This is a genomic window from Sphingopyxis sp., assembly GCF_050916055.1.
In the GTDB taxonomy this organism is placed as follows: Bacteria; Pseudomonadota; Alphaproteobacteria; order Sphingomonadales; family Sphingomonadaceae; genus Sphingopyxis.
Window position 1 is genome coordinate 1,399,696 of sequence record NZ_CP051527.1, and the last position, 26,219, is coordinate 1,425,914.

General features: G+C 65.3%; 24 protein-coding genes and 1 tRNA gene. 13 read left to right on the top strand and 12 right to left on the bottom strand.

What is annotated here, in order from left to right; genetic code table 11:
- Positions 1-146: 146 nt before the first annotated feature.
- The 7 genes from HEQ22_RS06810 (at position 147) to HEQ22_RS06840 (ending at position 7,807) form a co-directional block, all read left to right on the top strand.
- Entirely contained in the window at positions 147-1,460 is a 1,314-nt protein-coding gene (locus tag HEQ22_RS06810) for a pyruvate dehydrogenase complex dihydrolipoamide acetyltransferase (protein ID WP_432770435.1), read from the top strand.
- A gap of 541 nt (positions 1,461-2,001) precedes the next feature.
- Entirely contained in the window at positions 2,002-3,399 is a 1,398-nt protein-coding gene (gene lpdA / locus HEQ22_RS06815) for a dihydrolipoyl dehydrogenase (protein ID WP_432770436.1), read from the top strand.
- 27 nt (positions 3,400-3,426) lie between these two features.
- Positions 3,427-4,035: a carboxypeptidase-like regulatory domain-containing protein gene (locus tag HEQ22_RS06820; RefSeq protein ID WP_432770437.1), complete on the top strand. Its 609-nt coding sequence runs from the start codon at positions 3,427-3,429 to the stop codon at positions 4,033-4,035.
- Positions 4,035-4,661 (top strand): phosphatase PAP2 family protein, encoded by a 627-nt coding sequence (locus HEQ22_RS06825; RefSeq protein WP_432770438.1) that lies wholly within the window; start codon positions 4,035-4,037, stop codon positions 4,659-4,661. The genes HEQ22_RS06820 and HEQ22_RS06825 overlap by 1 nt, the downstream gene beginning before the upstream one ends.
- Before the next feature lie 10 nt (positions 4,662-4,671).
- Positions 4,672-5,592 carry an aminotransferase class IV gene (locus HEQ22_RS06830; RefSeq protein WP_432770439.1) on the top strand — a complete coding sequence of 307 codons (921 nt, stop codon included), beginning with the start codon at positions 4,672-4,674 and terminating at the stop codon, positions 5,590-5,592.
- Positions 5,593-5,694: 102 nt separating this feature from the next.
- Positions 5,695-6,426, top strand: coding sequence for an HAD family hydrolase (locus HEQ22_RS06835; protein WP_432770440.1), 732 nt, complete (start codon positions 5,695-5,697; stop codon positions 6,424-6,426).
- A 55-nt stretch (positions 6,427-6,481) separates the two neighbouring features.
- Complete coding sequence (locus HEQ22_RS06840) at positions 6,482-7,807, top strand: amidohydrolase family protein (protein ID WP_432770441.1); 1,326 nt, start codon at positions 6,482-6,484, stop codon at positions 7,805-7,807.
- An 84-nt stretch (positions 7,808-7,891) separates the two neighbouring features.
- Here the strand turns inward: HEQ22_RS06840 and HEQ22_RS06845 are convergent, their stop codons facing one another.
- Genes HEQ22_RS06845 through HEQ22_RS06855 form a run of 3 tightly spaced genes read right to left on the bottom strand, consistent with a single transcriptional unit; the run spans position 7,892 to position 10,664 of the window.
- Positions 7,892-8,671: a tyrosine-protein phosphatase gene (locus HEQ22_RS06845; protein ID WP_432770442.1), complete on the bottom strand. Its 780-nt coding sequence runs from the start codon at positions 8,669-8,671 to the stop codon at positions 7,892-7,894.
- A 3-nt stretch (positions 8,672-8,674) separates the two neighbouring features.
- Positions 8,675-9,478: a crotonase/enoyl-CoA hydratase family protein gene (locus tag HEQ22_RS06850; protein WP_432770443.1), complete on the bottom strand. Its 804-nt coding sequence runs from the start codon at positions 9,476-9,478 to the stop codon at positions 8,675-8,677.
- A 55-nt stretch (positions 9,479-9,533) separates the two neighbouring features.
- Complete coding sequence (locus HEQ22_RS06855; RefSeq protein ID WP_432770444.1) at positions 9,534-10,664, bottom strand: CaiB/BaiF CoA transferase family protein; 1,131 nt, start codon at positions 10,662-10,664, stop codon at positions 9,534-9,536.
- Positions 10,665-10,775: 111 nt separating this feature from the next.
- Here HEQ22_RS06855 and HEQ22_RS06860 point away from each other — a divergent pair, with 111 nt between their 5' ends.
- Positions 10,776-12,113, top strand: coding sequence for an alkaline phosphatase PhoX (locus tag HEQ22_RS06860; RefSeq protein WP_432770445.1), 1,338 nt, complete (start codon positions 10,776-10,778; stop codon positions 12,111-12,113).
- A gap of 3 nt (positions 12,114-12,116) precedes the next feature.
- Here HEQ22_RS06860 and HEQ22_RS06865 read toward each other — a convergent pair whose 3' ends face one another.
- The 5 genes from HEQ22_RS06865 to HEQ22_RS06885 all read right to left on the bottom strand — a co-directional run bounded on the left by HEQ22_RS06865 (position 12,117) and on the right by HEQ22_RS06885 (position 17,862).
- The gene (locus HEQ22_RS06865) at positions 12,117-13,367 is read right to left on the bottom strand and encodes an acetyl-CoA C-acetyltransferase (RefSeq protein WP_432770446.1); all 1,251 of its coding nucleotides are present in this window, start codon (positions 13,365-13,367) and stop codon (positions 12,117-12,119) included.
- Between the two features lie 156 nt (positions 13,368-13,523).
- Positions 13,524-14,306, bottom strand: coding sequence for an SDR family NAD(P)-dependent oxidoreductase (locus HEQ22_RS06870; RefSeq protein ID WP_432770447.1), 783 nt, complete (start codon positions 14,304-14,306; stop codon positions 13,524-13,526).
- 11 nt (positions 14,307-14,317) lie between these two features.
- The gene (locus HEQ22_RS06875) at positions 14,318-15,523 is read right to left on the bottom strand and encodes an acyl-CoA dehydrogenase family protein (protein ID WP_432770448.1); all 1,206 of its coding nucleotides are present in this window, start codon (positions 15,521-15,523) and stop codon (positions 14,318-14,320) included.
- Entirely contained in the window at positions 15,520-16,614 is a 1,095-nt protein-coding gene (locus HEQ22_RS06880; RefSeq protein WP_432770449.1) for an acyl-CoA dehydrogenase family protein, read from the bottom strand. Before HEQ22_RS06880 ends, HEQ22_RS06875 begins: the two co-directional genes overlap by 4 nt.
- A 60-nt stretch (positions 16,615-16,674) precedes the next feature.
- On the bottom strand, positions 16,675-17,862 hold the full coding sequence (locus tag HEQ22_RS06885; RefSeq protein WP_432770450.1) for an acyl-CoA dehydrogenase family protein: 1,188 nt from the start codon (positions 17,860-17,862) through the stop codon (positions 16,675-16,677).
- Positions 17,863-17,983: 121 nt separating this feature from the next.
- Between HEQ22_RS06885 and HEQ22_RS06890 the strand changes: the two genes are divergently transcribed.
- A complete protein-coding gene (locus tag HEQ22_RS06890) occupies positions 17,984-18,964 on the top strand; it encodes an NAD(P)H-dependent flavin oxidoreductase (RefSeq protein ID WP_432770451.1) in 981 nt (326 codons plus the stop codon).
- Positions 18,965-19,043: 79 nt separating this feature from the next.
- Positions 19,044-20,270: an alpha/beta fold hydrolase gene (locus HEQ22_RS06895; protein ID WP_432770452.1), complete on the top strand. Its 1,227-nt coding sequence runs from the start codon at positions 19,044-19,046 to the stop codon at positions 20,268-20,270.
- An 89-nt stretch (positions 20,271-20,359) separates the two neighbouring features.
- On the opposite strand, the gene HEQ22_RS06900 is transcribed toward HEQ22_RS06895, so the two are convergent.
- Positions 20,360-20,435: transfer RNA gene (locus HEQ22_RS06900), tRNA-Lys, on the bottom strand.
- 37 nt (positions 20,436-20,472) lie between these two features.
- Positions 20,473-20,994 (bottom strand): 2-amino-4-hydroxy-6-hydroxymethyldihydropteridine diphosphokinase, encoded by a 522-nt coding sequence (gene folK, locus HEQ22_RS06905; RefSeq protein WP_432770453.1) that lies wholly within the window; start codon positions 20,992-20,994, stop codon positions 20,473-20,475.
- Positions 20,995-21,017: 23 nt separating this feature from the next.
- Between folK and HEQ22_RS06910 the strand changes: the two genes are divergently transcribed.
- On the top strand, positions 21,018-21,707 hold the full coding sequence (locus HEQ22_RS06910; RefSeq protein WP_432770454.1) for a uracil-DNA glycosylase: 690 nt from the start codon (positions 21,018-21,020) through the stop codon (positions 21,705-21,707).
- Here HEQ22_RS06910 and HEQ22_RS06915 read toward each other — a convergent pair.
- On the bottom strand, positions 21,668-22,144 hold the full coding sequence (locus HEQ22_RS06915; RefSeq protein WP_432770455.1) for an RNA pyrophosphohydrolase: 477 nt from the start codon (positions 22,142-22,144) through the stop codon (positions 21,668-21,670). The genes HEQ22_RS06910 and HEQ22_RS06915 overlap by 40 nt on opposite strands.
- The gene (locus HEQ22_RS06920) at positions 22,141-23,088 is read right to left on the bottom strand and encodes an alpha/beta hydrolase (RefSeq protein ID WP_432770456.1); all 948 of its coding nucleotides are present in this window, start codon (positions 23,086-23,088) and stop codon (positions 22,141-22,143) included. The genes HEQ22_RS06915 and HEQ22_RS06920 overlap by 4 nt, the downstream gene beginning before the upstream one ends.
- Positions 23,089-23,288: 200 nt before the next feature.
- On the opposite strand from HEQ22_RS06920, the gene HEQ22_RS06925 reads away from it, so the two are divergent.
- A complete protein-coding gene (locus HEQ22_RS06925) occupies positions 23,289-25,151 on the top strand; it encodes a 2-oxoacid:acceptor oxidoreductase subunit alpha (RefSeq protein WP_432770457.1) in 1,863 nt (620 codons plus the stop codon).
- Positions 25,148-26,185, top strand: a complete 1,038-nt coding sequence (locus tag HEQ22_RS06930) for a 2-oxoacid:ferredoxin oxidoreductase subunit beta (protein WP_432770458.1) — start codon at positions 25,148-25,150, stop codon at positions 26,183-26,185. Before HEQ22_RS06925 ends, HEQ22_RS06930 begins: the two co-directional genes overlap by 4 nt.
- The last annotated feature ends 34 nt before the right edge of the window (positions 26,186-26,219 follow it).

Consider the following 26,219-nt stretch of genomic DNA (forward strand, 5'->3'; position numbering starts at 1 on the left):
CAGGAGAGACTGCGTCACATTCGTATGAAAGGCAAGTTTGCCCCGGTGGACGTTGACGAACGATGCTCTTATGACGAGGGAGAAACCGTAGCGGCAGGTCCGGCCTGCCAGACTGACGCCCAAGGCCAATGGGGACGAAAAAGACGATGCCGATCGAACTGAAAATGCCCGCCCTTTCACCGACGATGGAGGAGGGGACCCTCGCCAAATGGCTGGTGAAGGAGGGCGACACGGTCAAATCGGGCGACCTGCTCGCCGAAATCGAAACCGACAAGGCGACGATGGAATTCGAAGCGATCGACGAGGGCGTCGTCAGCCAGATCCTGGTCGCTGAGGGTACCGACAATGTGAAGGTCGGCACCGTGATCGCGACGATCACGGGTGAGGGCGAAGAGGTGGGCGCGAAGGCGGCGCCGGCTCCCGCTGCCGAACCGAAGGCCGAAGCGCCCGCGCCCGCCAAAGACTTCGCTCCAGCGGAAGCTGGGGCCGCTCCCGTCAGCGCACCCACGCCACCGGTTCCTGCTTCCGCTGGGACAACGGATAAAGGCGACCGCATCAAGGCTAGCCCGCTCGCCAGGCGCCTTGCTGCAGAACAGGGCATCGACCTCAAGAGCCTGACCGGCACCGGCCCGGGTGGCCGCATCGTCAAGGCCGACCTCGACGGCGCGCCCGCTGGCGCCGCCGCTCCCGCGGCAACCGCTGCTCCCGCAGCCGCAGCGACGACCGCAGCGCTCGCACCGACCACCGCCGGCCCGATCCCCGATTTCGGCATCCCGCACCAGGACGAAAAGCTCAGCGGCATGCGCAAGACGATCGCGCGCCGTCTCAGCCAGTCGATGCAGGAAGCGCCGCACATCTATCTGACCGTCGACATCCGCCTCGACGCGCTGCTCAAGCTGCGCGGCGAACTCAACGCCAGCCTCGAAAGCCGCGGCGTCAAGCTCAGCGTCAACGACATGCTGATCAAGGCGCTCGCGGTCGCGCTCGAACGCGTCCCCGCGTGCAACGTCAGCTTCGGCGGCGACGTGATGCGCAAATACAGCCGCGCCGACATCTCGGTCGCGGTCAGCATCCCCGGCGGGCTGATCACCCCGATCATCACCGATGCGGGCGGCAAATCGATGTCGAAAATCTCGACCGAAATGGCCGAACTCGCGGGCCGCGCCAAGGAAGGCAAGCTGAAGCCCGAGGAATATCAGGGCGGCACCGCCAGCATCTCGAACATGGGGATGATGGGGATCAAGCAGTTCACGGCAGTGATCAACCCGCCGCAGGCGATGATCATGGCGATCGGCGCGGGCGAGAAGCGGCCGTACATCGTCGACGACGCGCTCGCGATCGCGACGGTGATGAGCGCGACCGGCAGCTTCGATCACCGCGCGATTGATGGCGCTGACGGCGCGCTGCTGATGAAGACGTTCAAGGAACTGGTGGAGAACCCGCTGGGGCTGGTGGCTTAGGTTGCTTGGTAATGAGCCAAATTTAGTCGACTGGCTTACGCTGGGACTGGCTGGAGCGGGCACAATATTGGGGACATTTACCGCTATCTGGACGGTCATGCGAAATGAAAAAGAGAAGTTCAATTTGCATGTTGGCTGGGAATGGTTTGGCGCTGGGCCAAACGCGGAGCTTCCATTTGTCTACATAAATAATCGTTCGAGCACCGCCATCGCAATCGTCGAGCTTTCTTGGTTCGTGGGTCCTCTGAGGCGAAAGCAGGTAAGGTACACGGCGCTGCATAACGAAGGGCCGGAGGATGTGAATTTCCCATACACGATCGAACCTGGCGGTTTTTTGAAGCTGTTTGTGGACGACTCCGATGCAGTCCGACATTTTAGATCGTATGAAAGGTACGCAAACATTTTCGGCGTGGTTAGACGACCATCTTTATGGCTCGGCGTAACTACGATGAGAGGCAAACGAAAGTTGATCGGTGCTGAACGCGCTCTTCCTTGGAAGTCGCGACCGACTTGGCTTCGTGGAAAGGACGAAGATTAAACAATGTCTGACACCAACTACGACCTCATCGTCCTCGGCTCCGGCCCCGGCGGCTATGTCGCGGCGATCCGCGCGGCGCAGCTCGGTCTGAAAACCGCGATCGTCGAGCGCGAGAATCTGGGCGGCATCTGCCTCAACTGGGGCTGCATCCCGACCAAGGCGCTGCTGCGCTCGGCCGAAATCTACCATTATATGCAGCATGCGGGCGATTACGGCTTGATCGCGCAACAGATCAGCGCCGATATCGACGCCGTCGTGAAACGCAGCCGCGGCGTCGCCAAACAGCTCAGCCAGGGCGTCGCCTTCCTGATGAAGAAGCACAAGATCACCGTCCATATGGGCGAAGGCAAGCTGACCGCGCCGGGCAAGCTGGAAGTGAGGGGCGAGAAGGCGACCGAAACCCTGACCGCCAAGAATATCATCGTCGCCACCGGCGCCCGCGCCCGCGACCTGCCGTTCGCGCCCGCCGACGGCAAGCGCATCTGGACCTATCGCCACGCGCTCGTTCCGCCCGAAATGCCGAAGAAATTGCTCGTCATCGGATCGGGCGCGATCGGGATCGAATTTGCGAGCTTCTACAGCGACATGGGCGCCGACGTTACCGTGGTCGAAATGCTCGACCGCGTCGTGCCGGTCGAGGATGCCGACGTGTCGGCGTTCCTCGAAAAGCAGCTCAAGAAGCAGGGCATGACCATCTTCACCGGCGCCGGGGTCGAAGAACTCAAGGCGACCGCCACCGGCGTCACCGCGAAGATCAAGACCAAGGACGGCAAGACCGAAAGTGCCGAATTCAGCCACGCGATCGTCGCCATCGGTATCGTCCCGAACACCGAGAATATCGGCCTCGAAGCGCTCGGCGTGAAGACGACCAAGGGCCATATCGACACCGACGCGATGTGTCGCACCAACGTCCCCGGCATCTGGGCGATCGGCGACGTCACCGCGCCGCCATGGCTCGCGCACAAGGCGATGCACGAATCGGTCATTTCGGTCGAGGCGATCGCAGGCAATCATCCGCACGCGATGGACCCGCGCAACATCCCCGGCTGCACCTATTGCCGCCCGCAGATCGCCAGTGTCGGCCTGACCGAAGCGAAGGCCAAGGAACTCGGTTACGAGGTCAAGGCCGGAACCTTTCCGTTCATCGGCAACGGAAAGGCGATTGCGCTCGGCGAATCCGAGGGTTTCACCAAGACCGTGTTTGACGCCAAGACCGGCGAACTGCTCGGCGCGCACATGATCGGCGCCGAGGTCACCGAACTGATCCAGGGCTACACGATCGGCAAGACCGCCGAACTGGTCGAAGATGATTTCATCGGCACCGTCTTCCCGCACCCGACGCTCAGCGAAACAATGCACGAGGGGGTGCTCGCGGCATTCGGACGGCCGCTGCATATCTGAGGACGATTGGCGAGGGGAGGCAATGCGATGAAGGATTTGCGAGTTAGTTTCCCGGAGCCTTGCGCCGAAAAATGGGACGCGATGGCCCCCGCAGGCTGCAATCGCGCCTGCGGTCGCTGCGAAACGACGGTCTTCGACCTCTCGGAATATGACGTCGATCAGGTCGAGACATTGCTGGCAACTGGGGGTCGTGTCTGTGTTCGCGCCCACGTCGATGCCGGCGGTGGCGTGCGGCTGAAATCGCCTTCTTCCGGGAATGCCCGGCGCGTGGTGCTCGCGATGGGCGCCTCGGCCGCGATGCTCATGACGGGCGGACAAGCGGCGGCGGTAGATGAGCGACAGCCAGGCGGTGCGATTGCGGGTACCATCGATACCAGCTGGCCATTCAACATGACGATCACGGCCAAGGGCGATGACGGACGAGAATATCGCGGCAAGGTAAAGAAAAACGGGCGATACAAGATCAAGAAGCTCCCGCCCGGCACATATTCGCTGGACGTGCAAGGCGGCTGCGGCGACCCATGGAGCAGCGGCAAGGTGACCGTGCGCGAACGGGAAGCCGTGCAGCATAACGCAACCGATCCCAATGATTGCATCATCGTAGGCATGATCGAGATTCAGCAGAACGACGGCTGATGCGGCGACATTCGCCGATCATCGCCGCCATCCTCCTCGTCGCGGTCATCCTCCTCGGCCTCGCCGTCGGGGCGGGGTGGACGCAAACCGCCGACTGGCAGGTGTCGCACGCGCTGGCGATTCGTGTCGATCAGAGCGATCCCGCCCTCATTTCCTTCATGCAGTGGGTCAGCTGGGTCGGCGGCGGGACGCCGCGGTGGGTGATCGTCGTCCTGCTGTGCGGGCTGGTCTGGCACTGGTGCGGACCGCGCTGCGCCGTCGCGCTGGGGGGGGCCTCGCTGCTCGGCAATCTGGCGTCGAGTCTGCTCAAACGCGGTTTCGGCGTCGAGCGCCCCGACCTGATCCCCCATCTCGACCACCAGACGAGCTTTTCCTATCCCAGCGGCCATGCGACGAGCGCGGCGGTCGTCTATCTGCTGCTCGCCTCGCTGGCCCTGCGGCGCTGGCGCATCGCGGCCTGGGCGCTCGCGGCGACGATGATCCTGCTCAACGCCGCCTCGCGCATCATGCTCGGCGTCCATTGGGCGAGCGACATCGCCGGGGGCACGTTGCTCGGCGCCGCCTTTGCGCTGCTCGGCGCATGGTGGGCCGGCCTTCGCGCTCGACAGGCGGCGCCGAACGGCTAGGTTCGCGGGCATGGCTCAAGGCACGCATGATTTCGTCCCCGATCCGCGCAACGACGCGATCCTCATCAACGTCAACGGCACGCTCGTGCCGCGCGCAGAGGCGAGCGTGTCGGTCTTCGACAGCGGCTTCATGCTCGGCGACGGGGTGTGGGAGGGGATTCGCGTTCATAAGGGGCGGATGGCCTTTTTCGACCAGCATCTGGATCGCCTGTGGGAAGGCGCAAAGGCGATCGCGATGGATATCGGCATCGACCGCGCGGCGCTGACCCGGCGGCTGTACGACACGATCGACGGCAACGATATGGACGCCTGCCACATCCGCCTGATGGTCACCCGCGGCATCCGCTCGACCCCCTATCAGGACCCGCGCGTCGTCGTCTCGCCCGCGACGATCGTGATCATCGCCGAGCATAAGGACCCGCTGCCCGCAACGGTCGAGCAGGGTCTGTCGCTGTTCACCGTCCACGTCCGCCGCGGCGATCCCGCGGTGCAGGACCCCAAGCTCAATTCGCATTCGAAACTGAACTGCATCACCGCGTGCATCCAGGCGGCGCAGGCGGGCGCCGACGAAGCGCTGATGCTCGATCCGCATGGCTTCGTCGCGACGTGCAATTCGACCCATTTCTTCATCGTCCGCAAGGGTGAGGTATGGACGTCGAGCGGCGATTATTGCCTGGCGGGCATCACCCGCAGCAACGTCATCCGCATCTGCCGCGAGAATGATATTCCAGTGTATCAGAAGAATTTCTCGCTCACCGACGTCTATGGCGCCGACGAGGCATTCGTGACCGGCACCTTCGCCGGGGTCGTCCCGGCGCACACGATCGACGGGCGCCAGCTGACCGCGGGCAGGGGGCCGATGGTCGAGCGCTTGCAGGGGCTGTACAAGGAATTGATTGAGCGCGACATTGCGGGGCGCGTCGATGGATAAGCCGCCTTGCCGGTCCCGTTCGTGTCGAGCGAAGTCGAGAAACGCACTGCGCCAACGTGTCTCGACTTCGCTCGACACGAACGGAGGTTGGGGGATGTTGCAATGACAGTCCGCATCGCCATGTGGTCGGGACCACGCAACCTATCCACCGCAATGATGCGCAGCTTCGGTGCCCGTGCCGACACCCATGTCACCGACGAGCCCTTTTACGGCGCCTACCTTCGGCAAACCGGCGATCCGCAGCCGATGATGGACGAAGTCATGGCGTCGATGGATTGCGACTGGCACGGCGTCGCCCGCAGCATGACCGGACCGTGTCCGATCGGCGCACCCATCTGGTATCAGAAACATATGGCGCACCATATGGTCGGCCCCGTCGCGCACGACGACTTGCCGGGTCTTCGCCACGCCTTCCTGATCCGCGATCCGTCGCGCGTCGTCGCCAGCTATGCCGCAAAGCGCGTCGCCGTGCGTCCCGATCATCTCGGCACCGACAAACAGGTCGAATTTTTCGACCGCGAGGCCGACCGGCTCGGCCATGCGCCGCCAGTGATCGACAGCGCCGACATCTTGCGCGATCCGGCGGCAATGCTCGTCCGGCTCTGCGCCGCGCTCGGCATCGCATGGGACCCGGCGATGCTGCGCTGGGAGGCCGGGCTGCGCGACACCGACGGCATCTGGGCGTCGCACTGGTACGACGCGGTGATGACCAGCACCGGCTTCGGCCCGCCCGAAAAGCCGCCGCCCGAGTTGACGCCTGAGGCGCAAAGTGTCGCCGACGCCTGTCGGCAAGACTATGAATATCTGGCGCAGCACAAGATTCCGCTGTCCTAATTTTGGCACCTTTGCCATCACCTTGTCAGGGCATCCAAAACAGGGCGGATCAAATATGCAATCGCGAGTGAAGTTCGGCAGTTTTCTGCGGGGAATCATCTTGGGCTCGGCGGCGATTTTCGCCGCCCCTGCGTCGGCGCAGGACGCCGGCGGCCAGACGGTCATCACCGCCGCGCGCTACGTCGATGTGCTGACGGGCAAGACGGTCGAATATCCCGCGATCTTCGTCGGCGCCGACGGACGCATCACCAACATCGCCGATGCGCGCACGGTGCGCTGGGGGTCGAACGTCAAACATATCGACCTTGGCGACAAGACGCTGCTCCCCGGTCTGATCGACATGCACGTCCACCTCGACGGACCCGCCGATATCGGCGGTTATCGCGGCCTTGAATTCACCGACAGCTTCTGGGGCATGACCGCGGTCAAAAATGCCAACGACATGCTCGCCGCCGGGTTCACGACCGTGCGCAACGTCGGGTCGGGCGATCGCAACGACATCGGGCTGAAACAGGCGATCGATGCCGGCTATGCCACAGGGCCGCGGATCGTGCCCGCGGGCTATGCGCTCGGCGCCACCGGCGGCCATTGCGACAGCACCTTCCTGCCGCCCAGCCTCGAAAAGAAGGACGGCAAGGAAGAGGGCATCGGCGATAATCCTGAAGAATTGCGTTACCAGGTCCGCCGCCAGCGCAAATATGGCGCCGAGGTGATCAAGGTGTGCGCGACCGGCGGTGTCTTTTCGCGCAACACCGAACCCGGCCAGCTGCAGGTCTCCGAAACCGAACTGCGCGCCATCGCCGACGAGGCGCACCAGTGGGGGCTGCGCGCCGCCGCCCATGCGCATGGCGCCGAGGGCATCCGCGCCGCGATCGCCGCGGGCATCGACACCATCGAGCACGCCAGCCTCGTCGACGACGAAGGCATCCGCATGGCGGTCGCTCGCAAGCAGCCGGTGTGGTTCGCCATGGACATCTTCAACACCGAATACACCCAGGCCGAAGGCGCGAAGAATGGTGTGCTCGAGGATAATCTGCGCAAGGACCGCGAAATCGCCCAGATCCAGCGCGACAACTTCCGCAAGGCGGTGAAGGCTGGCGTGCGGATGGTGTTCGCATCCGACGCCGGCGTTATGCCGCACGGGTTGGTCGGCGGCCAGTTCCGCGTCATGGTCGAATATGGGATGACGCCGCTGCAGGCGATCCAGGCCGCGACCCGCACCGCCGCCGAGGCGCTGGGCCGCGAAAAGGACGTCGGCGCGATTGCCGTGGGGCGCTACGCCGACATCGTCGCGGTCGACGGCGACCCGCTGACCGACGTGCGCCAGCTGGAGAGCGTCGATGCGGTGGTCAAGGGCGGGGTGCTGGTGAAGGGCCCGTAACGACAAAACCACCGTAGCCCTGAGCCTGTCGAACGGCGCCTATCTGAGAAGCGCCCTTCGACAGGCTCAGGGCTACGGTCTTGATTAAACCACCAGCTTGTCCACCATCGCTTCATGCATTTCCGGGGTCAGGTTCAGCACCGCCTCGGCATAGCTGGCGACATCGCCATGGTCGCGCCGCACCGTCGCCAGCGCGGCGTCGAGGTAGGCGGGGTTGACCGACATCAGCGCGCGCACCGCATCGTCCTGGATCTCGCCGCCGTACCGGGCGCGGATGTGGGCGGCGCCCTGCGCGATCCGTTCCTCGATCTTGCCCGCGGTGTTGGTGAGCAGATAATCGTGCATCAGATCGTCTTCATGCACCCCGAGCAGCCGATGGACGACCGCGACGGCAAAGCCGGTGCGGTCCTTGCCGGCCACGCAGTGGACCAGGCTCGGCGCATCATATTCGGCGAGCGCGGCGAGGTAGAGGCGCAGCGTCGCGACCAGCGCCGGGCGGTATGGCATGCCGGCATAGGTGTCGATCATCCGCGCCCGCGCGGTTTCTGCGTCGATCGTGCCGCCCGCCGCCTGCAGGTGGGGCGCCAGCCCCGCGGTCTGCCCGCCCGCGAACAACACGCGGGCCGAGAAATTGTCGCTGCGGCGGCACATATGCTCGGCGCGCTCGTCGTCGCCGCGCAGGTCGATCACCGTCTCCAGCCCCAGTGCGTCGATCGCCGCGAGGTCTTCGGGGCTGGCCTCGACATGGTGCGCCGAACGCCAGAGCATCGCGCCGCGTAGCCGCCCGCCGCCCTCGACGTCATAGCCGCCATAGTCGCGAAAATTGTGGATGCCGGACAGCGGCAGGACGCGTTCGGCGAGCATGGTTCAGTCTCCTGTGAAAACGGGGGGGCGTTTTGCGACGAAGGCGTCGATCGCCTCGCGGTTGTCGGCGGTTTCGTGGACGATCGCCTGATAGGCGGCGCTGAGTTCGAGGATGTCGCTCATCCGGCTGTGCTGCGCCTCGCGGAGCAATCGCTTGGTGAGCCGCAGCGCGCGCGGCGGGTTGCACACGATGCGCTCGGCGATCGCGATCGCCCGGTCCAGCAGTTCGTCGTCGGGGACGACGTCGGTGACGAGGCCGTACTCCTTGGCCTGCGCCGCGTCAAAGCGGTCGCCGGTCAGAAACAGCTCGGCAGCGCGCGGATAGCCGAGGATTTTCTGCAGAAGCCATGCGCCGCCGTCGCCGGGCACGATGCCGACCTTGATGAAGCTGCACGCGAACTTTGCGCTCTCCGCTGCGATGCGGATGTCGCAGGTGCAGGCAAGGTCGGCACCGAGGCCGATGGCATGGCCGTTGACCGCGGCGATCATCGGCACCTCGCAGTCCATCAGCGCGCGTATCACCGCCTGCACCCCCTTGCGGTAATTGGCGCGCGTCGAATCGGGCTGGTCGAGCACCCCTATGCCCGTGCGGTCCTGCATGCCTTTGAGGTTACCGCCGGCGCTGAACGCCTTGCCGCTGCCGGTCAGGATGATCGCGCTGACCCCGCGGTCGTCGCCGAGGGCACGCAGCGTATCGATGATGTCCTGGCAATCTTCGTGGGTACCGATCGCGTTCATGCTCTCGGGCTTGATCATTGTCAGGATCGCGATCTTGCCGCGCCGCTCGACGCTCAGAAATTCGCCCATCTTATTCTCCTTATCGGCGGCGCAAGGCTACGCCTCGCCGCCGCCGCGTGCAAGGTCAGCGCACCGCGCCGTTGCTGCGCAATGCCGCTATTCTATCGGCGTCGTAACCGAGGCCGGCGAGCACCGCGTCGCCGTCGCTGCCCGGCGCAGGCGCAGGGCGCGGCCTGTCGTTGACCGTCGCCGAATAGCGCGGCGCCGGAGCGGGGTGCGGGACGCCGGCGACGGTTACGAAGGTCTCGCGCTCGACATTGTGCGGGTGATGCGGCGCCTCGCTCAGCGACAGCACGGGGGCGAAGCAGACGTCGGTCATCTCCATCAGTTCGCACCACTCGTCGCGGGTTTTGGTCGCGAACAGCGCCGCGACCTTGGCCTTCTTGGCTGGCCAATTCTCCTGATCGTCCTGCACGTCGAAATCGGGGTCGGCATCGAGCCCGGTCTTTGCGCGCAGCAGCGCGTAAAATTGTGGCTCGATCGACCCGATCGAGATGAATTTGCCGTCGCTGCAGGTGTAGGTGTCGTAATAGGGGGCGCCGCCGTCGAGCCGGTTCACCCCGGCCCGATCCTCGATCATCCCCGCAGCGTGGAACCACCAGCTCATCCCCGCGAGCAGCGCCGACCCGTCGGTCATCGCACAGTCGATCACCTGCCCCTCGCCGGTCTTCGCGGCATGAAGCAAAGCGCTCGCCATGCCGAAGGCGAGCATCATCCCGCCGCCGCCGAAGTCACCGACATAGTTCACCGGCGGCACCGGCTTCTGTCCCGCAAGGCCGACGGTGTGGAGCACCCCCGACAGCGAGATGTAATTGATGTCGTGCCCCGCCGCCTGCGCATACGGCCCGAACTGGCCCCAGCCGGTCATGCGGCCATAGACGAGCTTGGGATTGTCGCCGAGCAGCACGTCGGGGCCGAGGCCGAGCCGTTCCATTACCCCGGGGCGATACCCCTCGATGATCCCGTCGGCGCTTTTGCACAGGTCGCGCGCGGTCTGCACCGCATCCGGGTTTTTCATGTCGAGCGAGATCGAGGTGCGGCTGCGCGACAGCGGGTCGCGCGGGTCCATGAAACCGCCGGGGCGGTCGATGCGGATCACCTCGGCGCCATGGTCGGCAAGCATCATGCCGCAGAAGGGGCCGGGGCCGATTCCGGCAAATTCGATGATCCTGATGCCTTTAAGCGGTCCCGTCATGTCCGTCTCCTTCGATCCAAATATCGCGTTGCCGATCCGTCACCGGGGTGCAGCCGCAGTGTCACAAACTCTTCCTAAGGCGCCCGCGAGAGCCTGAACAGGGAGCCAAACATGCTCGACCGCCGCCGATTCGCCTTCACCGCGCTCGCCTTTTCGGGCCTTGCCCTGCAGAGTGGCGCTGCACGCGCCGGGACGATGGCGATCGATCCCGGCTATGGTCCGCTGCAGCCCGATCCGGCGGGGCTGATCGACCTGCCGCCGGGCTTTTCCTATCGCATCATATCCGAACTGGGGCAGGCGATGGACGACGGCCACCGCGTCCCCGACCGCGCCGACGGCATGGGCTGCATCGACATCGGCGGCGGGCGCATCGCGCTGGTGCGCAATCACGAATTTCAGCCGCAGCATCTTGCCGGCGGTCCGCTGGCGGCGGGCGCGGCGGTGCCCGACGGCACGTTCGACACCGTCGGCGGCGCGGCGATCCCGGGCGGAACCACCACACTGGTGCTCGATCCCGACACGCTGCACATCGAAAAACAATATCTCAGCCTGCTCGGTACGATCCGCAACTGTTCGGGCGGCGTGACGCCGTGGAACAGCTGGCTGAGCTGCGAGGAGAGCGTTTCCGGCCCGGCCGAGGGCGTCGGTAGGCCGCACGGCTGGATCTTCGACGTGCCCGCCGACGCGGGCAAGCTGGTCAAGGCCGAGCCACTGAAGGCGATGGGGCGTTTCAACCGCGAGGCGGCGGCGGTCGATCCGCGGACCGGCATCGTCTATATGACCGAGGATCGCGACGACAGTCTCTTCTATCGCTTCCTGCCCGACGATCCGGGCTCGCTGCACCGCGGCGGGCGGCTCCAGGCGTTGGCGTTTGTCGACAAGTGGGTCGGCGACAGCCGCAACTGGGCAGGGCAGAAACTGGCGCCGGGCAGCTGGCAGTTCGCGCGCTGGATCGACCTCGACGACCCCGAAAGCCCCGCCGACGATCTGCGCGTCCAGGGCGCCAGAAAGGGAGCGGTGCCGTTCGCGCGCGGCGAGGGCATCCATTACGGCGACGGCGAATTTTATTTTACCTGCACGTCGGGCGGACGCGCGCGGCAGGGGCAGATCATGCGCTATCGCCCGTCGCGCCACGAAGGCAAATCGCGCGAAAAATCCATCCCTGGCCGCCTGCAACTGTTCCTCGAATCGACCGATCCCAGGCAATATTGCTTCGGCGACAATCTGACGGTCGCCCCCAACGGCCACCTCATCGTCTGCGAGGATCAATATGGCGACAGCGTCGACAACCATCTGCGCGGCGTCACTCCTTATGGCGAGGTCTATGCGTTCGCGCATGTCGGCAAGGGCGCCGAACCGGCGGGCGTGTGTTTCGCGCCCGACGGCAGGACGATGTTCCTCAACCTCTACAGTCCCACGAAAACGATCGCGATCCGCGGGCCGTTCTGACCCTTATATCCGTTCGATGACGATCGCCGGCGCCATGCCACCGGCGGCGCACATGGTGACGAGGCCATAGCGACCGCCCGAACGTTCGAGCTCGTCGAGCGCGGTCCCGATCAGGATCGAACCCGTTGCCCCGATCGGGTGGCCGAGCGCCATCGATCCGCCGTTGATGTTGACCTTGTCGCGGTCGAGATCGAGGTCGCGGATGAACTTTTCGGCGACAACCGAGAAGGCCTCGTTGATTTCCCAGACGTCGATATCGTCCTTGGTCAGCCCGGCCTTTTCGAGCACCTTCTTCGCCGCCGGAACGGGGGCGTTGAGCATCAGTGTCGGGTCGTCGCCGATATTGGCATAGGCGACGATGCGTGCGCGGGGCTTCAGGCCATGCTTGTCGGCATAGTCCTTCGAGGTCAGCAGGATCGCCGCGGCGCCATCGACGACGCCCGACGAGTTGCCGGCGTGATGGAAATGCTGGATTTCCAGATCGGGGTACCGGCGATTGATCTGTTTGCGGAACGTCACCCCGTCGCCGAGATCGAAGTCGGCGAGCGCCGCGAAGCTGGGTTTCAGCGCCGCCAGCCCCTCTGCCGTGGTCTCGGGACGAGGAAATTCCTCACGGTCCAGCGCGACGCTGCCGTCAGGATTGTGCACCGGCACCACCGATTTGGCAAAGCGGCCTTCCTTGATAGCACGGTCGGCGCGCTGCTGGCTGACCAGCGCCAGCGCGTCGAGCGCCTCGCGGTCGATGCCTTCGATCGTCGCGATCGCGTCGCCGCACACGCCCTGGTTCGATTGCGGGTGGAGTTCGTCGAGCGCTTCGTGGCCCGATCCCATCATCCGCGGCGGCAGTCCCGCATTCGCCTGTTCGGCGGCGAAGGCGGTGGTGTAGCTCATCATTTCGGTGCCGCCGGCGATGACGCAATCCTCCATGCCGCTCATCACGCTGGCCGCCGCCATGTTGACCGAGGTGATGCCGCCGCCGCAGAAGCGGTCGAGCGTGGTGCCGCTGGCCTTGGTGTCATAGCCCGCCGACAGCGCCGCCATGCGGCCGAGGTCGCCGCCCTGCTTGCCATTCTGGCTCGAGGTCGACCAGACGATGTCGTCGACCGTCGCGGTATCCAGATTGTTGCGGTCCTTGATCGCTTTCAGCACCGTGGCGGCCAGATGCTGCGGGTGCAGATGTGACAGCGCGCCCTTGCCGGGCTTGCCGATCCCGCGCGGAGTGCGGACGGCGTCGATGATATAGGCTTCGGACATCTCGGGTTTCCTTCTTCAGAGGGGATTGGCGGGGGCAAAATTCGACCCCGGAATTCCGTTCGTGTCGAGCGAAGTCGAGACACCGTGAAAGCATGCACGACCGATGGGTGTCTCGACTTCGTTCGACACGGACGGGAAGGGGGAGGGCTTCATCTTCTAGCGCGGGGCCATGCGGATCGCGCCGTCGAGGCGGACGGCCTGGCCGTTGAAATAGGTGTTGCGGACCATCTCCATCGCCAGGCTGGCATATTCTTCGGCCTTGCCGAGGCGTTTGGGGAAGGGAACCGAGGCTTCGAGGCTTTCCTTGACCTTCGGATTCATATTGCCGAGCAGCGGGGTGCCGAACACGCCGGGCATGATCGCGTTGACCCGGATGCCGAGGTCCATCAGGTCGCGCGCCATCGGCAGGACGAGCCCATTCACGCCGGCCTTTGCCGAGCCATAGATGACCTGCCCGATCTGGGCATCCTGCGCCGCCACCGACGCGGTGAAAATGATCGCGCCGCGCTCGCCGTCGTCCATTTCGGGCAAGGTCGCCATGCCTTCGGCGGCGATCGAGCCGATGCGGTAGCTGGCGGTCAAAATGCCCGCGACACCATAAGCGTAATCCTCGGTCGAGGTGCGGCGGAAGGTGCCGGTTTCCTTGTCGTAAGCAAGCGTCTTGCCGCGGCGCGAGGTCATCGCGCAATGGACGCAGACCCGCTCCTGTCCGTGCGCCGCGCGCGCCTTGGCATAACCATCCAGCACCGACTGCTCGTCGGTGATGTCGACATGGACGAACAGCCCGCCGATCGACGCCGCGACCTCTTCGCCGAGCGCATCGTTGATGTCGAAAATCGCGACCTTCACGCCCGCCGCGGCGAGCGCTTCGGCGGTCGCCCGGCCGAGGCCCGATGCGCCGCCGGTGACGATAGCCGCGGTGGTGGAATCGAGTTTCATCGGGAGGCTCCTCAGGCGGGGATCTGGTTGAAGGGCACGCCCTTGTCGGGCCGATGATCCTGCGGCAGGCCGAGGATCTTTTCGGCGATCGTGTTGAGCAGCGTTTCGTCCGAACCGCCCGCAATGCGCCCCGTCGGCGCGTTGATCCAGCTCGCGGTCCAGTCTTCCTTCTGCGAGGCATGGTCGTCATAGGCGAACCCGCCCGAACCCTGCAGGTCGATCGCCAATTCGGACAATTTCTGCCGTGAGCGCACCGCGACGAGCTTGTTGAGCGAGCCTTCGGGTCCCGGCGTCATCCCCGCCTGCATCATCGCCATCGCCCGCGCCGTGATCGATTGCAGCCCGCTGCGCATCGCATAGTTGCGCGCGATCTGCTGGCGGATGCGGCCATCCTCGATCGCGGGCTTGCCGTTCAATTCGGTATCTTTCGCCAGATCGACGAACAGGTCGAGGTGCGGACCGAACCCGGCGCTGTCGGTCGCCACGTAACGCTCGATCATCAGCGTCGTGATCGCGACCGCGAAACCGCCGCCGACCGGCGACATGCGCTGATCGTCGGTCACCTTCACATCGTCGAAAAACACCTCGTTGACGTGGCTGTCGCCGCCGACCAGCTTGATCGGACGCACCGTGACGCCCGGCGCCTTCATGTCGACCCAGAAATAGGTGAGACCCTTGTGCTTGGGCACATTGGGGTCGGTGCGCACGACGATGACGCCATAATCGCTATAATGCGCCCAACTCGTCCACACTTTCTGGCCGTTGATCTTCCACCCGTTGCCGTCGGGCTCGGCCTTGGTGCGCAGGCCCGCGAGGTCCGAACCGCCCGACGGTTCGGAGAAAAGCTGGCACCAGATTTCCTCGCCCTTCAGTGCTTTCAGCACCCGTTCCTTGACGAAATCCTTGTCGCTGCCGAACTGCATCAGCACCGGGATCGGCATGCCGAGCGAGATGCCGAAATAGAAGGCGGGGAACCCGTGCTTCATTTCCTCGCTGTCGAAGGTCACCTTCTCCAGATGGCCGAGCCCCTGACCGCCATATTCGGTCGGCCAGTTGATCCCGGCAAATCCTGCATCGAATTTGGCGCGCTGATACTTGCGCGCGAGCGCAAGATCATCGGCCTCGGACAGGCCTTTGCGCGCGTCCTTGCCATAGGTCGGGACCATCGATTCGAGCCAGCCCGCGGCCTTGGCACGATAGGCTTCGAGGTCACTCATGCGGCTTCTCCCGTCAGGCGATCGACCAGCACGTCTTCCCAGAAGAACATGTTGCCCTGTTCGATCGCCAGGCTGCGCGCGCGGCGGGTGTGGAGGTGCAGGCCCAGTTCCCACGTCACCCCGATGCCGCCGTGGATCTGCACGCAATCGCGCGACGCGGTGTCATAGGCCTCGGTCGCTGAAAGCCGCGCCGCGGCGGCGGCTGTGATGAAATCGGGCTGGCCTTCGCGCGAAGCCGCGTGGATGCAATTGGCGCGCGCGAGTTCGACCAGCCCGTATAGTTCGGCGATGCGGTGCTTGATCGACTGAAACGCACCGATCGGCTGACCGAAGGCACGGCGGGTGACCGCATAGTCGCGCGCGATTTCCATCGCCGCTTCCGCCCCGCCGGTCTGCTCGTGCGCGGTGATGACGGCTTGCAGCGCCAGGATGTGCAGCGCCGCATCGCGGGCGGCGCTGCCGACCGCGATCACCTCGGCCGGCGTGCCCGAAAAGATCAGGTCGGCGTAACAGCGGCTGTTGTCGAAACCGTCGATGGCGCTGCGGTCGACGGCGACGAGGTCGGCGATCGCCAGCACCGGCATGCCGGGTCCATTGGCGAACACCACCGCCATATCGGCGACCAGTCCGCCGGCGACGCCGGTCTTCTTGCCGTCGATGCAACGCTCGGTAACGGTCGCATGGGGATGTTTGGGCAGCATGTCGGCGCCCGAAGCAAAGGCAATTGCCCCGATCGTCTCGCCGCTCGCAAGCCCAGGCAGCCAGCGCTGCTTCTGATCGTCGCTGCCATAGAGTTCGATCGCCTTGGCGGCGCCGAAGTTCGCGGTCAGGAACGGCGCGCCGCTCACGCTGCGGCCCGCCTGGTGCGCGATCAGGCCCAGTTCGACCAGCCCCAGGTCGAGCCCACCATAGGCTTCGGGAAGGGCAAGCGCGGTCCAGCCCTGTTCCTTCGCGGTGCTCCAGAAACCGTCGTGATAATGTCCGGTGGTTTCGAGCAGCGGCAGCAGCGCGTCCTTGTCCATCCGGGCCTCGATCACCCGGCGCGATTCGGTCGCGATCGCCTGTTGCCCGTCGTCGTACAAAATCGACATGCGCGTTCGAGTCCTCACCCTTGGTTATTGCAGCCCATCATCCGGACGTTGACGTAAACGTCAAGTCATTTGCTGCCCGGCCTTCCAGTCGCGCCGGATCTTCTTCGCCAGGCTCCACTTATGAACCTCGGTCGGACCGTCGTAGATGCGAAAAGCACGGACTTCGCGAAACACCTGTTCTACGATCGTCTTGTCGGTGACCCCCGTGCCGCCCATCACCTGGACGCAGCGGTCGGCGATCCGCATCAGCGCCTCCGACACCGCGACCTTCGCCATCGAGCTTTCGACGGTGCCGAGCGAGCCGGTGTCGAGCACGCCGGCGCACCAGTCGATCATCAGTTCGGCCTGTTTAAGGTCGATCATATTTTCGGCAAGCATGAAGCCGACGCCCTCATGATCGATCAGCGGCTTGCCGAACGCCTCGCGGCGATTGGCGTAATCGGTGGCGATCTCGTGCGCGCGAATGCAGGCGCCGAACCAGCGCATGCAGTGCGACAGGCGGGCAGGGGAGAGGCGCACCTGTGCATAACGAAAGCCCTCACCGGCCTGTCCCAGCATCTGGTCCGCGGGGATGCGCAGATTGTCGATCGTCAGCGTGGCGTGGCCGCCGGGCATCGAGCTATCGATCGTGTTCGGGACATCGTCGATGCGAACCGCGGGATCGGGCAGGTCGATCAGGAACATGCACGCCCCCTGCTCGGACTTCGCCATCACGATGCCGACACGCGCGCCTTGCGCGCCGGTGATGAAGGTTTTGCGGCCGTTCACGACCCAATGATTGCCGTCGAGACGGCACGTCGTTTTCATCATCGACGGGTCGGACCCCGCGCCGCCTTCTTCGGCGGGCTCGGTCATGAAGAAGGCCGAGCGGACACGCCCCTCGACCATCGGTTTCAGGAAACGCTCCTTGAGTTCGGGGCTGCCTTCCTTGCCGAGCAGATACATATTGCCTTCGTCGGGCGCCATCGTGTTGCACGCGAGCGGGCCAAGCGGCGACAGGCCGCTCTTGATCAGCACGACCGCGGTTTCGCGCTGGTTCAAATGGCTGCCGTCGTTCAGGATGTGCGGGGTCAGCACGCCGGCGGCGCGCGCATGCTCGCGCATTTCCATGACGAGCTCGTCCGTCGGCGCGCCATGATGGTCGCGGCGCGGATCGCGCTCGTAGGGCACGACCGTTTCGCGCACGAAGCTCTCGACCTTTTCGGCAATCGCCAACGCCCTGTCCGATATGCCTTCGCGCGCCGTCATTCCGATTCCCTTCGCTAGCTAACTAATTTCGAGTCAACCCGACGTTGACGTAAGCGTCAAGTTATTTCAAGGATCGGGACGAAGATGCCGTAACGGCAGGACCGCCAAGGAGGGATCGAATATGGCTTTCAAGACACGCATCACCGAAATGCTGGGTATCGAGCATCCGATCGTTCAGGGCGGTATGCAAAGCGTCGGCTATGCCGAGCTGGCAAGCGCGGTGTCGAACGCCGGCGGGCTGGGCATATTGACGGCGCTGACGCAGCCCTCTCCCACGGCACTTCGCGACGAGATCGAACGGTGCCGCGCGATGACCGACAAGCCCTTCGGCGTGAACATGACGGTGTTTCCGACGATCAACGCCCCCGATTACAAGGGCTATGCGCAGGCGATCATCGATGGCGGGGTCAAGATCGTCGAAACCGCGGGGACGCAGGCGGTGCGCGAGATCTGGGAGATGCTAAAGCCGCACGGGGTTACCATTCTCCACAAATGCACCGCGGTCCGGCACGGGCTGTCGGCCGAGCGGGCGGGCTGCGACATCATCTCGATCGACGGTTTCGAATGCGCCGGGCATCCGGGCGAGGACGATATTCCCGGCCTGATCCTGATCCCCGCCGCTGCCGACAAGGTGAAAATCCCGATGCTCGCTTCGGGCGGGATCGGCGACGGGCGTGGTCTGGTTGCGGCGCTGGCGTTGGGCGCCGAAGGCATCAACATGGGCACCCGCTTTTGCGCCACCGTCGAGGCGCCGATCCACGACAATGTGAAGCAGGCCTATGTCGACAACGACGAGCGCGGCAGCTTCCTGATCTTCCGCAGCTTCAAGAACACCGCGCGCGTCGGCAGGAGCCCGGTCAGCGAAGAGGTCGTGCGCCGGCTATCGCAACCCGACGCCCAGTTCAGCGACGTCCAGGAACTGGTCGCGGGCGCCGCCGGGCGCGAATTGCTACAGACCGGCGATCTGTCGAAGGGCGTGTTCTGGGCCGGGATGGTGCAGGGTCTGATCCATGACATCCCGACCTGCCAGGAACTGATCGACCGGATCATCGGCGATGCCGAGGCGATCATCGATCAGCGACTGGCGACCATGCGGCGCTGATTTCGCCGGCCCCGCGCACGCACATGGTTGGCGTGCCGGGCCGCAGGCGTTACGGCGATGCAATGGAAACGAGTCAGGCATGAGCATCGTCGAATATCGCGGTTTTGCGGGCGTCCGGCTTGAGGCCGAGGTCGTGGGGGCCGAAAACGACCCGGCGGTGCTGCTCGTCCACGGCGCCGGACAGACGCGCGCCGTGTGGGCCAGCGTCGCCGACGCGCTCGAAAAGGCAGGACGCCGCGTGATCAGCCTCGATCTGCGCGGCCATGGCGGCAGCGAATGGCCCGGTGACGGCCGCTATGATTTCGAAGCCCTGGTCGAGGATTTGCGCGCGGTGCTCGCGCAAATGGGAACGCGTCCCGTCGTCGTCGCCTCGACGCTGGGCGGCTGGATTGCCAGCGCGGCGCTCGAACGCGATGCGGCGCTGCTCGCCTCGGGGCTCGTCCTTGTCGACTCGCCGGTCGATGCCGATCCGGCTGCGGCGCGGCGCGTCGGCGACCGACTGCGCGAAGCGGCGACGCTCGCGCCGGGACAGGCGCAATGGGATGTCCGGCTGTTCGACACCTTCGACACCGCGGCGATGGCCGACCGGCTGGGTGGGGTCGCCGCCCGGATTGCGCTGCCGACGCTTTACGTCCGCGGCGCGCTCAGCGAACTGGTGTCGCGCGCCGATGCCATGGCGTTCGTGGATGCACTTCCCGACGGCGAACTCGCCGAGGTCGAGAATAGCGCGCTCGTCGTCACCGACGACCGCATCGACGCACTCGGCGGCTATCTGATCGATTTCCTCGAACGCCGCGCGCCGCGCGGATCGCCGGAATTTCGCGCCGGCAGCGACGCGCGCACCTTCCGCGACGCGCTCGGGTGCTTCGCGACCGGGGTCACCGTCGTCACCGCCATCTGCCCCGACGGTACCCCGATCGGGCTCACCGCGAACAGCTTCACCTCGGTCTCGCTCGACCCGCCGCTGCTGCTGGTGTGCATCGCGAACAATGCCGGCAGCGCGCCCGTCCTGCGCGATGCCGAACGCTTCGCGGTCAATGTGCTTCAGATCGGCCAGCAGCCGACCTCGAACCGGTTCGCCGGCAAGGGAGAAGACCGTTTTGCGGCGACACCGTGGGAGATCGGCGAATATGGCACCCCGGTGCTCACCGGATCGCTCGGCAGCTTCGAATGCGCGCGCGATGCGGTGCACGACGGCGGCGACCATTTCATCCTCGTCGGCCGCGTGCTGAAGGCGATTTTCGAGCCGCGCCGCGACCCACTACTCTATTTCCGCGGCAAATATCGCAAACTGCATTTTGCGTGAATGCCGCCGGGCGGCATTTTGCGTGAATGCCGCCGGGCGGACCGTCCGGCGGGCGCCGTCCATCCGGTCGGCTGATATCAAAATGAAGGTGGTGAGCCCTGCTGGGTTCGAACCAGCGACCTACTGATTAAAAGTCAGTTGCTCTACCGACTGAGCTAAGGGCCCATCGCGGCGTCGGTGCCGATCGCGATGCGTGGTCGCCCTAGAGCGGGTGGGCGCGGCGGTCAACCGGCTTTGCCCGCACCAGCCGCGCCGCAAGCTGACGGATGCTGCGCCCCAGCGTCGGGTGGCGCCATTCGGGCGCGATCGCGCGGAGCGGGCCAAGGACGAAGGCGCGTTCGGTCATCGCCGGATGCGGCACGGTCAGCGCCGCGTCCGCCCATGCCCCTTCCGACCAGAGGAGGATGTCTAGATCCAGGGTCCGTGTACTCCACCGTTGACCGGTGCGGCGGCCGAAGGCGGCCTCGATCGCGTGCAGCCGCGCGAGCATGGCGGGCGGGCTGAGCGGCGAAGCGACCAGCGCGACGGCGTTGGCGTAGCGGCGCCGCGACGGGCCGATCGGATCGCTGGCGATGATCGGGCTGGCATCGACGGGTTCGATATCGTCGCTTTCCAGTGCTGCGAGCGCCGCGAGCAATATCGCGCGCGGGTCGCCGAAGCGTGCGTGGCGGCGGTTCGAGCCGAGCCCGATCGCATAGAGGGGAAGCGGCGTTGCATTGCCCATGCCCCCGCGCCTATCGCAGAAAGGTGGAGATTGTAAGCCCGTTGCCCGGCACCGAGCCGCCGCACGACTGCCCGCGCTGCCCGCGGCTCGTCGCGCTGCGCGCCGCGTGCCGCGCCGAACATCCGGGGTGGTGGAATGCCCCGGTGCCGGCGTTCGGCGACCCCGCGGCGTGGCTCGCCATCGTCGGCCTCGCGCCCGGCAAGCAGGGCGCGAACCGCACCGGACGGCCGTTCACCGGCGACTATGCCGGCGACCTGCTGTTCGCCACCCTCGCCGCATTCGGGCTAAGCCAGGGGCGGTACGACAGCCGGATCGACGACGGGCTGACGCTCGACGGCGCGATCATCTGCAACAGCGTCAAATGCCTGCCGCCGCAGAACAAGCCGATCCCGGCCGAAATTGCGGCGTGCCGGCCGTTCCTCGAACGCCAACTGGCCGCGCTTTCCGAGGTCCGGGTGATGATCGCGCTCGGCCGCATTGCGCACGACGCCGCGGTGCGCAGCTTCGGCGGGCGGCTCGCCGATTATCGCTTCGCGCATGGCGCGGTCCACGCGCTGCCCGATGGGCGGCACCTCGTCGACAGCTATCATTGCTCGCGTTACAACACCAACACCGGGCGGTTGACCCCGGCGATGTTCGCCGACGTCTTTCGCACCGCGCTGGTGCTCACGGATCAGACCAGCGGCCCGAATTCCTCGACCAGCCCGCGATAGAGGGTGCGCTTGAACGGCACGATCAGCTTTTCGATCTCGCCGAGTTCGGCCCATTTCCAGGCGCGAAATTCCTGATGATCGGTGTGGATGTCGACGTCTTCGTCGGTGCCCATGAAACGCATCAGGAACCAGTGCTGGCGCTGGCCGCGATATTTGCCGCCCCACATCTTGCCGATCAGATGGTCGGGCAGGTCGTAGAAATATTCCTCGCGGCTGCGCGCGATGATTTCGACCAGTCCGCCGTGGACGCCGGTTTCTTCGCCCAGCTCGCGGATCGCCGCCTCTTCTGCGTCTTCGCCGTCGTCGATCCCGCCCTGCGGCATCTGCCACGCCTCGCTGGTCGTATCGAGCCGCTGGCCGACGAAGACGCGCCCGTCGCGGTTCGCCAGCATTACCCCGGCACAGGGGCGATAGGGCAGGGCGCTGTGGTCGGTCATGCCGCCGGCGTCGCTTCGGCGACGAGCGCTTTCAGGATCGTCAGCGCGCCGCGGATGTCCTCCTTCGCGCTCGGGATCGCCTGCGACAGGTTGATATAGCCGTGGATCGTCCCCGCACCCTCGCGATACACGGTGGTCACGCCGGCGGCGACCAGCTTCGCCGCATAGGCGCGGCCCTGGTCGCGCAGCGGGTCGAGCCCGGCGGTGACCAGCACCGTCGGCGGTAGGCCCTCGGCGGGGAAGTCGAGCGGCGCGGCGCGATAGTCGGCCGGGTCGGCGGCGTAATGATTGCCGAACCAGGTCATGCTGCCTTCGGTCAGCAGATGGCCTTCACCGAAATCGCGATAGCTTTGCCAGTCGTTGTGCGTCGTCACCGCGGGATAGATGGGGTGGATCGCGATCACCGGCTTCGACGCCGGCCGGTCGCGCAGCGTCAGCGCAGTCGCGATGGTCAGGTTGCCGCCCGCGCTCTCGCCCGCGAGTACCAGCCCCGTGCACGGAATATTGTCGGCGACCCAGCGCGTCGCCGCCTCGCAATCCTTGGGCGCGGCGGGGAAGGGGTGTTCGGGGGCGAGGCGATAGTCGACCGCCACCACCGGCATGTCGAGCTGGCGCGCCGCCTCGGCGCACCAGCCGTCGTGGGTGTCGAGGTCGCCGATCACCCAGCCGCCGCCATGATAAAAGACCAGCACCGGCCCGGCTGCGCGGTCGGGGCGATTGTCATAAAGACGGATCGTGATGTCGCCTGCCGGACCGGGGATCGTGCGATCCTCGATCTGCGCGAGCTCGCCGCGCGGGCTGTCGGCCATCTGCGCCATCGCGCGGAACATCTCGCGCGCCGCTGCGGGCGGCAGTTCCTCCATCTTCGGGCCTTCCTGCGCATTCAGGAAAGCCAGGAAGCCCGCCACATCGGGGCGCGTAAAATGGTTGGTGCCGTCGGTCATCCTGTGGGTCCCCTCGTTCTTTGTCGTTTGCCCCGCTATTCGGCATTGCCGCCGATAATTCAATGGCAATTGGCAACCCATCTGTCCCGCGACGGCGCGCTTGTCCTTTGCAGTGCACAATTTTTTCTGAATTGCGGCTTGTTCGCGACAGGCCTAGGCCGATGTCACAGGTTCGCAAGATTCAAAGGCAGAGATAAAAAATGGCGAGTGCGGTAGAGGACCGGGCCGAACAGCGGCAGTCCCCCCTTTCCGATGCAGTGGTGGTTCGATTTGCCGGCGATAGCGGCGACGGGATGCAGCTGACCGGCGGTCAGTTCACCCTCTCGTCGGCGCTGGCGGGCAACGACTTTGCGACCTTCCCCGATTTTCCCGCCGAAATTCGCGCGCCGCAAGGCACGCTGTTCGGGGTGTCGGCGTTCCAGATCAATTTCGGATCGTCGGCGATCGAAACCGCGGGCGACGCGCCCGACGTGCTCGTCGCGATGAACCCCGCGGCGCTCAAGACCAATGTCCCGTCGCTGAAAGCCGGCGGGCTGATCATCGCCGACGAGGGTGAGTTCAACGAGCGCAATCTGGCCAAGGCGAAATATGCCGCCAACCCGCTCGACGACGGCAGCCTCGCGAAATGGCAGCTGCTCAAGCTTAACATCAGCCAGCTGACGATGGATGCGGTAAAGCCCTTTGGCCTTGGCAACAAAGAGGCGCTGCGCTGCAAGAATATGTGGACGCTGGGGCTGGCGCTGTGGATGTTCGACCGCGACCGCCAGCCGCTGGTCGACTGGCTCAACGCCAAGTTCGCCAAGGCGCCCGATCTCGCCGCCGCCAATATCGCGGCGCTGAACGCCGGCCATGCTTATGGCGAGACCGCCGAACTGGCCGGGCCGCTTAAGCAGCATCATGTCGATCCGGCGCCGGTCGCGCCGGGCTTGTACCGGACGCTGACCGGAGCCGAGGGCATTGCGCTCGGTCTGGTGGCCGGCGCGCAGCTCGCCAAGCTGCCGATGTTCTTCGGCGGCTACCCGATCACCCCGGCGTCGGCGATCCTGCATCACCTGTCGCGGCTGAAGGAATATGACGTCACGACCTTCCAGGCCGAGGACGAAATCGCCGCGATCTGCTCGGCGATTGGCGCGAGCTATGCCGGCTCGCTGGGCGTCACCAGCTCGTCGGGACCGGGCATTGCGCTGAAGGGCGAGGCGATGGGCCTCGCGATCATGACCGAGCTGCCGCTCGTCATCGTCAATTCGCAGCGCGGCGGCCCGTCAACCGGCCTGCCGACCAAGACCGAGCAGTCGGATCTGTATCAGGCGGTGTACGGCCGCAACGGCGATGCGCCATTGCCGGTGATCGCGGCGCGTTCGCCGGGCGATGCGTTCGACTGCGCGATCGAGGCGGTGCGGATCGCGGTGCAGTACATGACCCCGGTGATGCTGCTGACCGACGGCTATATCGCCAACGCCGCCGAGCCGTGGGCGGTGCCCGACCTGACCGCCTATGAAGCCTTCCCGGTCGAATTCCTGACCGAAGTGCCCGAGGGCGGGTTCAAACCCTATGGCCGCGACGAAAAGCTGAAGCGGCCGTGGGTCAAGCCCGGCACCCCCGGCCTGCTCCACCGCATCGGCGGGATCGAAAAGGAGCTCGACACCGGCCACATCAATTACGAGGCGTCGAACCATCAGGCGATGACCGACATCCGCAAGGACAAGATCGACGGCATCACGGTCCCCGACCAGGTCGTCGAACTCGGCGCCGAGGGCGGCAAACTCGCGGTCGTCGGCTGGGGCTCGACCTTCGGCCCGATCCACCAGGCGGTGCGCCGCAAGCGCGCCGAGGGCGCCGACGTCAGCCACATCCACATCCGCCACATCTGGCCGCTGCCCGCCAATCTGGGCGAACTGCTCAAAAGCTATGACAAGGTGATCGTGCCCGAAATGAACACCGGGCAATTAAAGACGGTGCTCCGCGATCAGTATCTGATCGACGCCAAGCCGGTGAACAAGGTGTCGGGCCAGCCCTTCACGATTGCCGAGATTGAAGCCGCTATCGAAGGAGCGCTCGCATGAATGAGATGACGACCATCGCGCGCACTACCACGCTGAAGGATTGGGAAACCGATCAGGAAGTCCGCTGGTGCCCCGGCTGCGGCGACTATGCGATTTTGAAGGCGGTGCAGCGCACCATGCCCGAAATCGGCACGACGCCCGAAAACACCGTGTTTATCAGCGGCATCGGCTGCTCGTCGCGCTTTCCCTATTATATGGAAACCTATGGCTTCCACACGATCCACGGCCGCGCGCCGGCGTTCGCGACGGGGCTGAAGCTCGCCAACCCGGACCTCGACGTGTGGATCGTCACCGGCGACGGCGACGGGCTGTCGATTGGCGGCAACCACACGATGCACCTGATCCGCCGCAACCTCGATTGCCAGATCATGCTGTTCAACAACGAGATCTATGGTCTTACAAAGGGGCAATACTCGCCCACCAGCCGGGTCGGTACGACCAGCCCGTCGACACCCTATGGCTCAGTCGACCGCCCGGCGCAGCCCGCCGCCTTTGCGCTTGGCGCAGGATCGCGCTTCGTCGCGCGCGGGTTCGACGTGTCGAAAAAGCTGCCCGAGGTGCTGAAGGCCGCCCACGCGCACAAGGGCGCAGCGTTTATCGAGATTTTCCAGAACTGTATCGTCTATAACAAGGACGTGTTCGAGGAGTTCGCGGCGCCAAAGGGGGCCGAGGATCGCCAGCTGTGGCTCGAAAATGGCGAACCGATGGTGTTTGCCAAGGGCCTGAAGGGCATCGCGCTCGACGCCGAGGCGCTGCACCTGAAGGTCGTCGATGTCGTCGATGGCGACTGGCAGTCGGCGGGCGTCATCGTCCACGACGTCGCCAACCGCAGCGTCGCGCATATGCTGGTCGAAATGCCGTTCGGCGAATTCCCGATGGCGCTCGGCGTCCTCTACGACGACCCGCGCCCGACCTTCGAAGCCGACGTCTGGCGCCAGAACAAAGCCGCCGCAGAAGGCAAGACCGCCGATCTGCAGAGCCTCTTGAAGAAGGGTCAGACCTGGACGGTTACCGAGGGCGGTCCGGAACTTTGAAGATTTAGCTCACACAAAGGCACAAAGGCACCAA

What these genes read in the sequence shown, in the direction of transcription:
- HEQ22_RS06810 (WP_432770435.1), top strand. Translation starts at nt 147, where the DNA reads ATGCCGATCGAACTGAAAATGCCCGCCCTTTCACCGACGATGGAGGAG.
- lpdA (WP_432770436.1), top strand. Translation starts at nt 2,002, where the DNA reads ATGTCTGACACCAACTACGACCTCATCGTCCTCGGCTCCGGCCCCGGC.
- HEQ22_RS06820 (WP_432770437.1), top strand. Translation starts at nt 3,427, where the DNA reads ATGAAGGATTTGCGAGTTAGTTTCCCGGAGCCTTGCGCCGAAAAATGG.
- HEQ22_RS06825 (WP_432770438.1), top strand. Translation starts at nt 4,035, where the DNA reads ATGCGGCGACATTCGCCGATCATCGCCGCCATCCTCCTCGTCGCGGTC.
- HEQ22_RS06830 (WP_432770439.1), top strand. Translation starts at nt 4,672, where the DNA reads ATGGCTCAAGGCACGCATGATTTCGTCCCCGATCCGCGCAACGACGCG.
- HEQ22_RS06835 (WP_432770440.1), top strand. Translation starts at nt 5,695, where the DNA reads ATGACAGTCCGCATCGCCATGTGGTCGGGACCACGCAACCTATCCACC.
- HEQ22_RS06840 (WP_432770441.1), top strand. Translation starts at nt 6,482, where the DNA reads ATGCAATCGCGAGTGAAGTTCGGCAGTTTTCTGCGGGGAATCATCTTG.
- HEQ22_RS06845 (WP_432770442.1), bottom strand. Translation starts at nt 8,671, where the DNA reads ATGCTCGCCGAACGCGTCCTGCCGCTGTCCGGCATCCACAATTTTCGC.
- HEQ22_RS06850 (WP_432770443.1), bottom strand. Translation starts at nt 9,478, where the DNA reads ATGGGCGAATTTCTGAGCGTCGAGCGGCGCGGCAAGATCGCGATCCTG.
- HEQ22_RS06855 (WP_432770444.1), bottom strand. Translation starts at nt 10,664, where the DNA reads ATGACGGGACCGCTTAAAGGCATCAGGATCATCGAATTTGCCGGAATC.
- HEQ22_RS06860 (WP_432770445.1), top strand. Translation starts at nt 10,776, where the DNA reads ATGCTCGACCGCCGCCGATTCGCCTTCACCGCGCTCGCCTTTTCGGGC.
- HEQ22_RS06865 (WP_432770446.1), bottom strand. Translation starts at nt 13,367, where the DNA reads ATGTCCGAAGCCTATATCATCGACGCCGTCCGCACTCCGCGCGGGATC.
- HEQ22_RS06870 (WP_432770447.1), bottom strand. Translation starts at nt 14,306, where the DNA reads ATGAAACTCGATTCCACCACCGCGGCTATCGTCACCGGCGGCGCATCG.
- HEQ22_RS06875 (WP_432770448.1), bottom strand. Translation starts at nt 15,523, where the DNA reads ATGAGTGACCTCGAAGCCTATCGTGCCAAGGCCGCGGGCTGGCTCGAA.
- HEQ22_RS06880 (WP_432770449.1), bottom strand. Translation starts at nt 16,614, where the DNA reads ATGTCGATTTTGTACGACGACGGGCAACAGGCGATCGCGACCGAATCG.
- HEQ22_RS06885 (WP_432770450.1), bottom strand. Translation starts at nt 17,862, where the DNA reads ATGACGGCGCGCGAAGGCATATCGGACAGGGCGTTGGCGATTGCCGAA.
- HEQ22_RS06890 (WP_432770451.1), top strand. Translation starts at nt 17,984, where the DNA reads ATGGCTTTCAAGACACGCATCACCGAAATGCTGGGTATCGAGCATCCG.
- HEQ22_RS06895 (WP_432770452.1), top strand. Translation starts at nt 19,044, where the DNA reads ATGAGCATCGTCGAATATCGCGGTTTTGCGGGCGTCCGGCTTGAGGCC.
- folK (WP_432770453.1), bottom strand. Translation starts at nt 20,994, where the DNA reads ATGGGCAATGCAACGCCGCTTCCCCTCTATGCGATCGGGCTCGGCTCG.
- HEQ22_RS06915 (WP_432770455.1), bottom strand. Translation starts at nt 22,144, where the DNA reads ATGACCGACCACAGCGCCCTGCCCTATCGCCCCTGTGCCGGGGTAATG.
- HEQ22_RS06920 (WP_432770456.1), bottom strand. Translation starts at nt 23,088, where the DNA reads ATGACCGACGGCACCAACCATTTTACGCGCCCCGATGTGGCGGGCTTC.
- HEQ22_RS06925 (WP_432770457.1), top strand. Translation starts at nt 23,289, where the DNA reads ATGGCGAGTGCGGTAGAGGACCGGGCCGAACAGCGGCAGTCCCCCCTT.
- HEQ22_RS06930 (WP_432770458.1), top strand. Translation starts at nt 25,148, where the DNA reads ATGAATGAGATGACGACCATCGCGCGCACTACCACGCTGAAGGATTGG.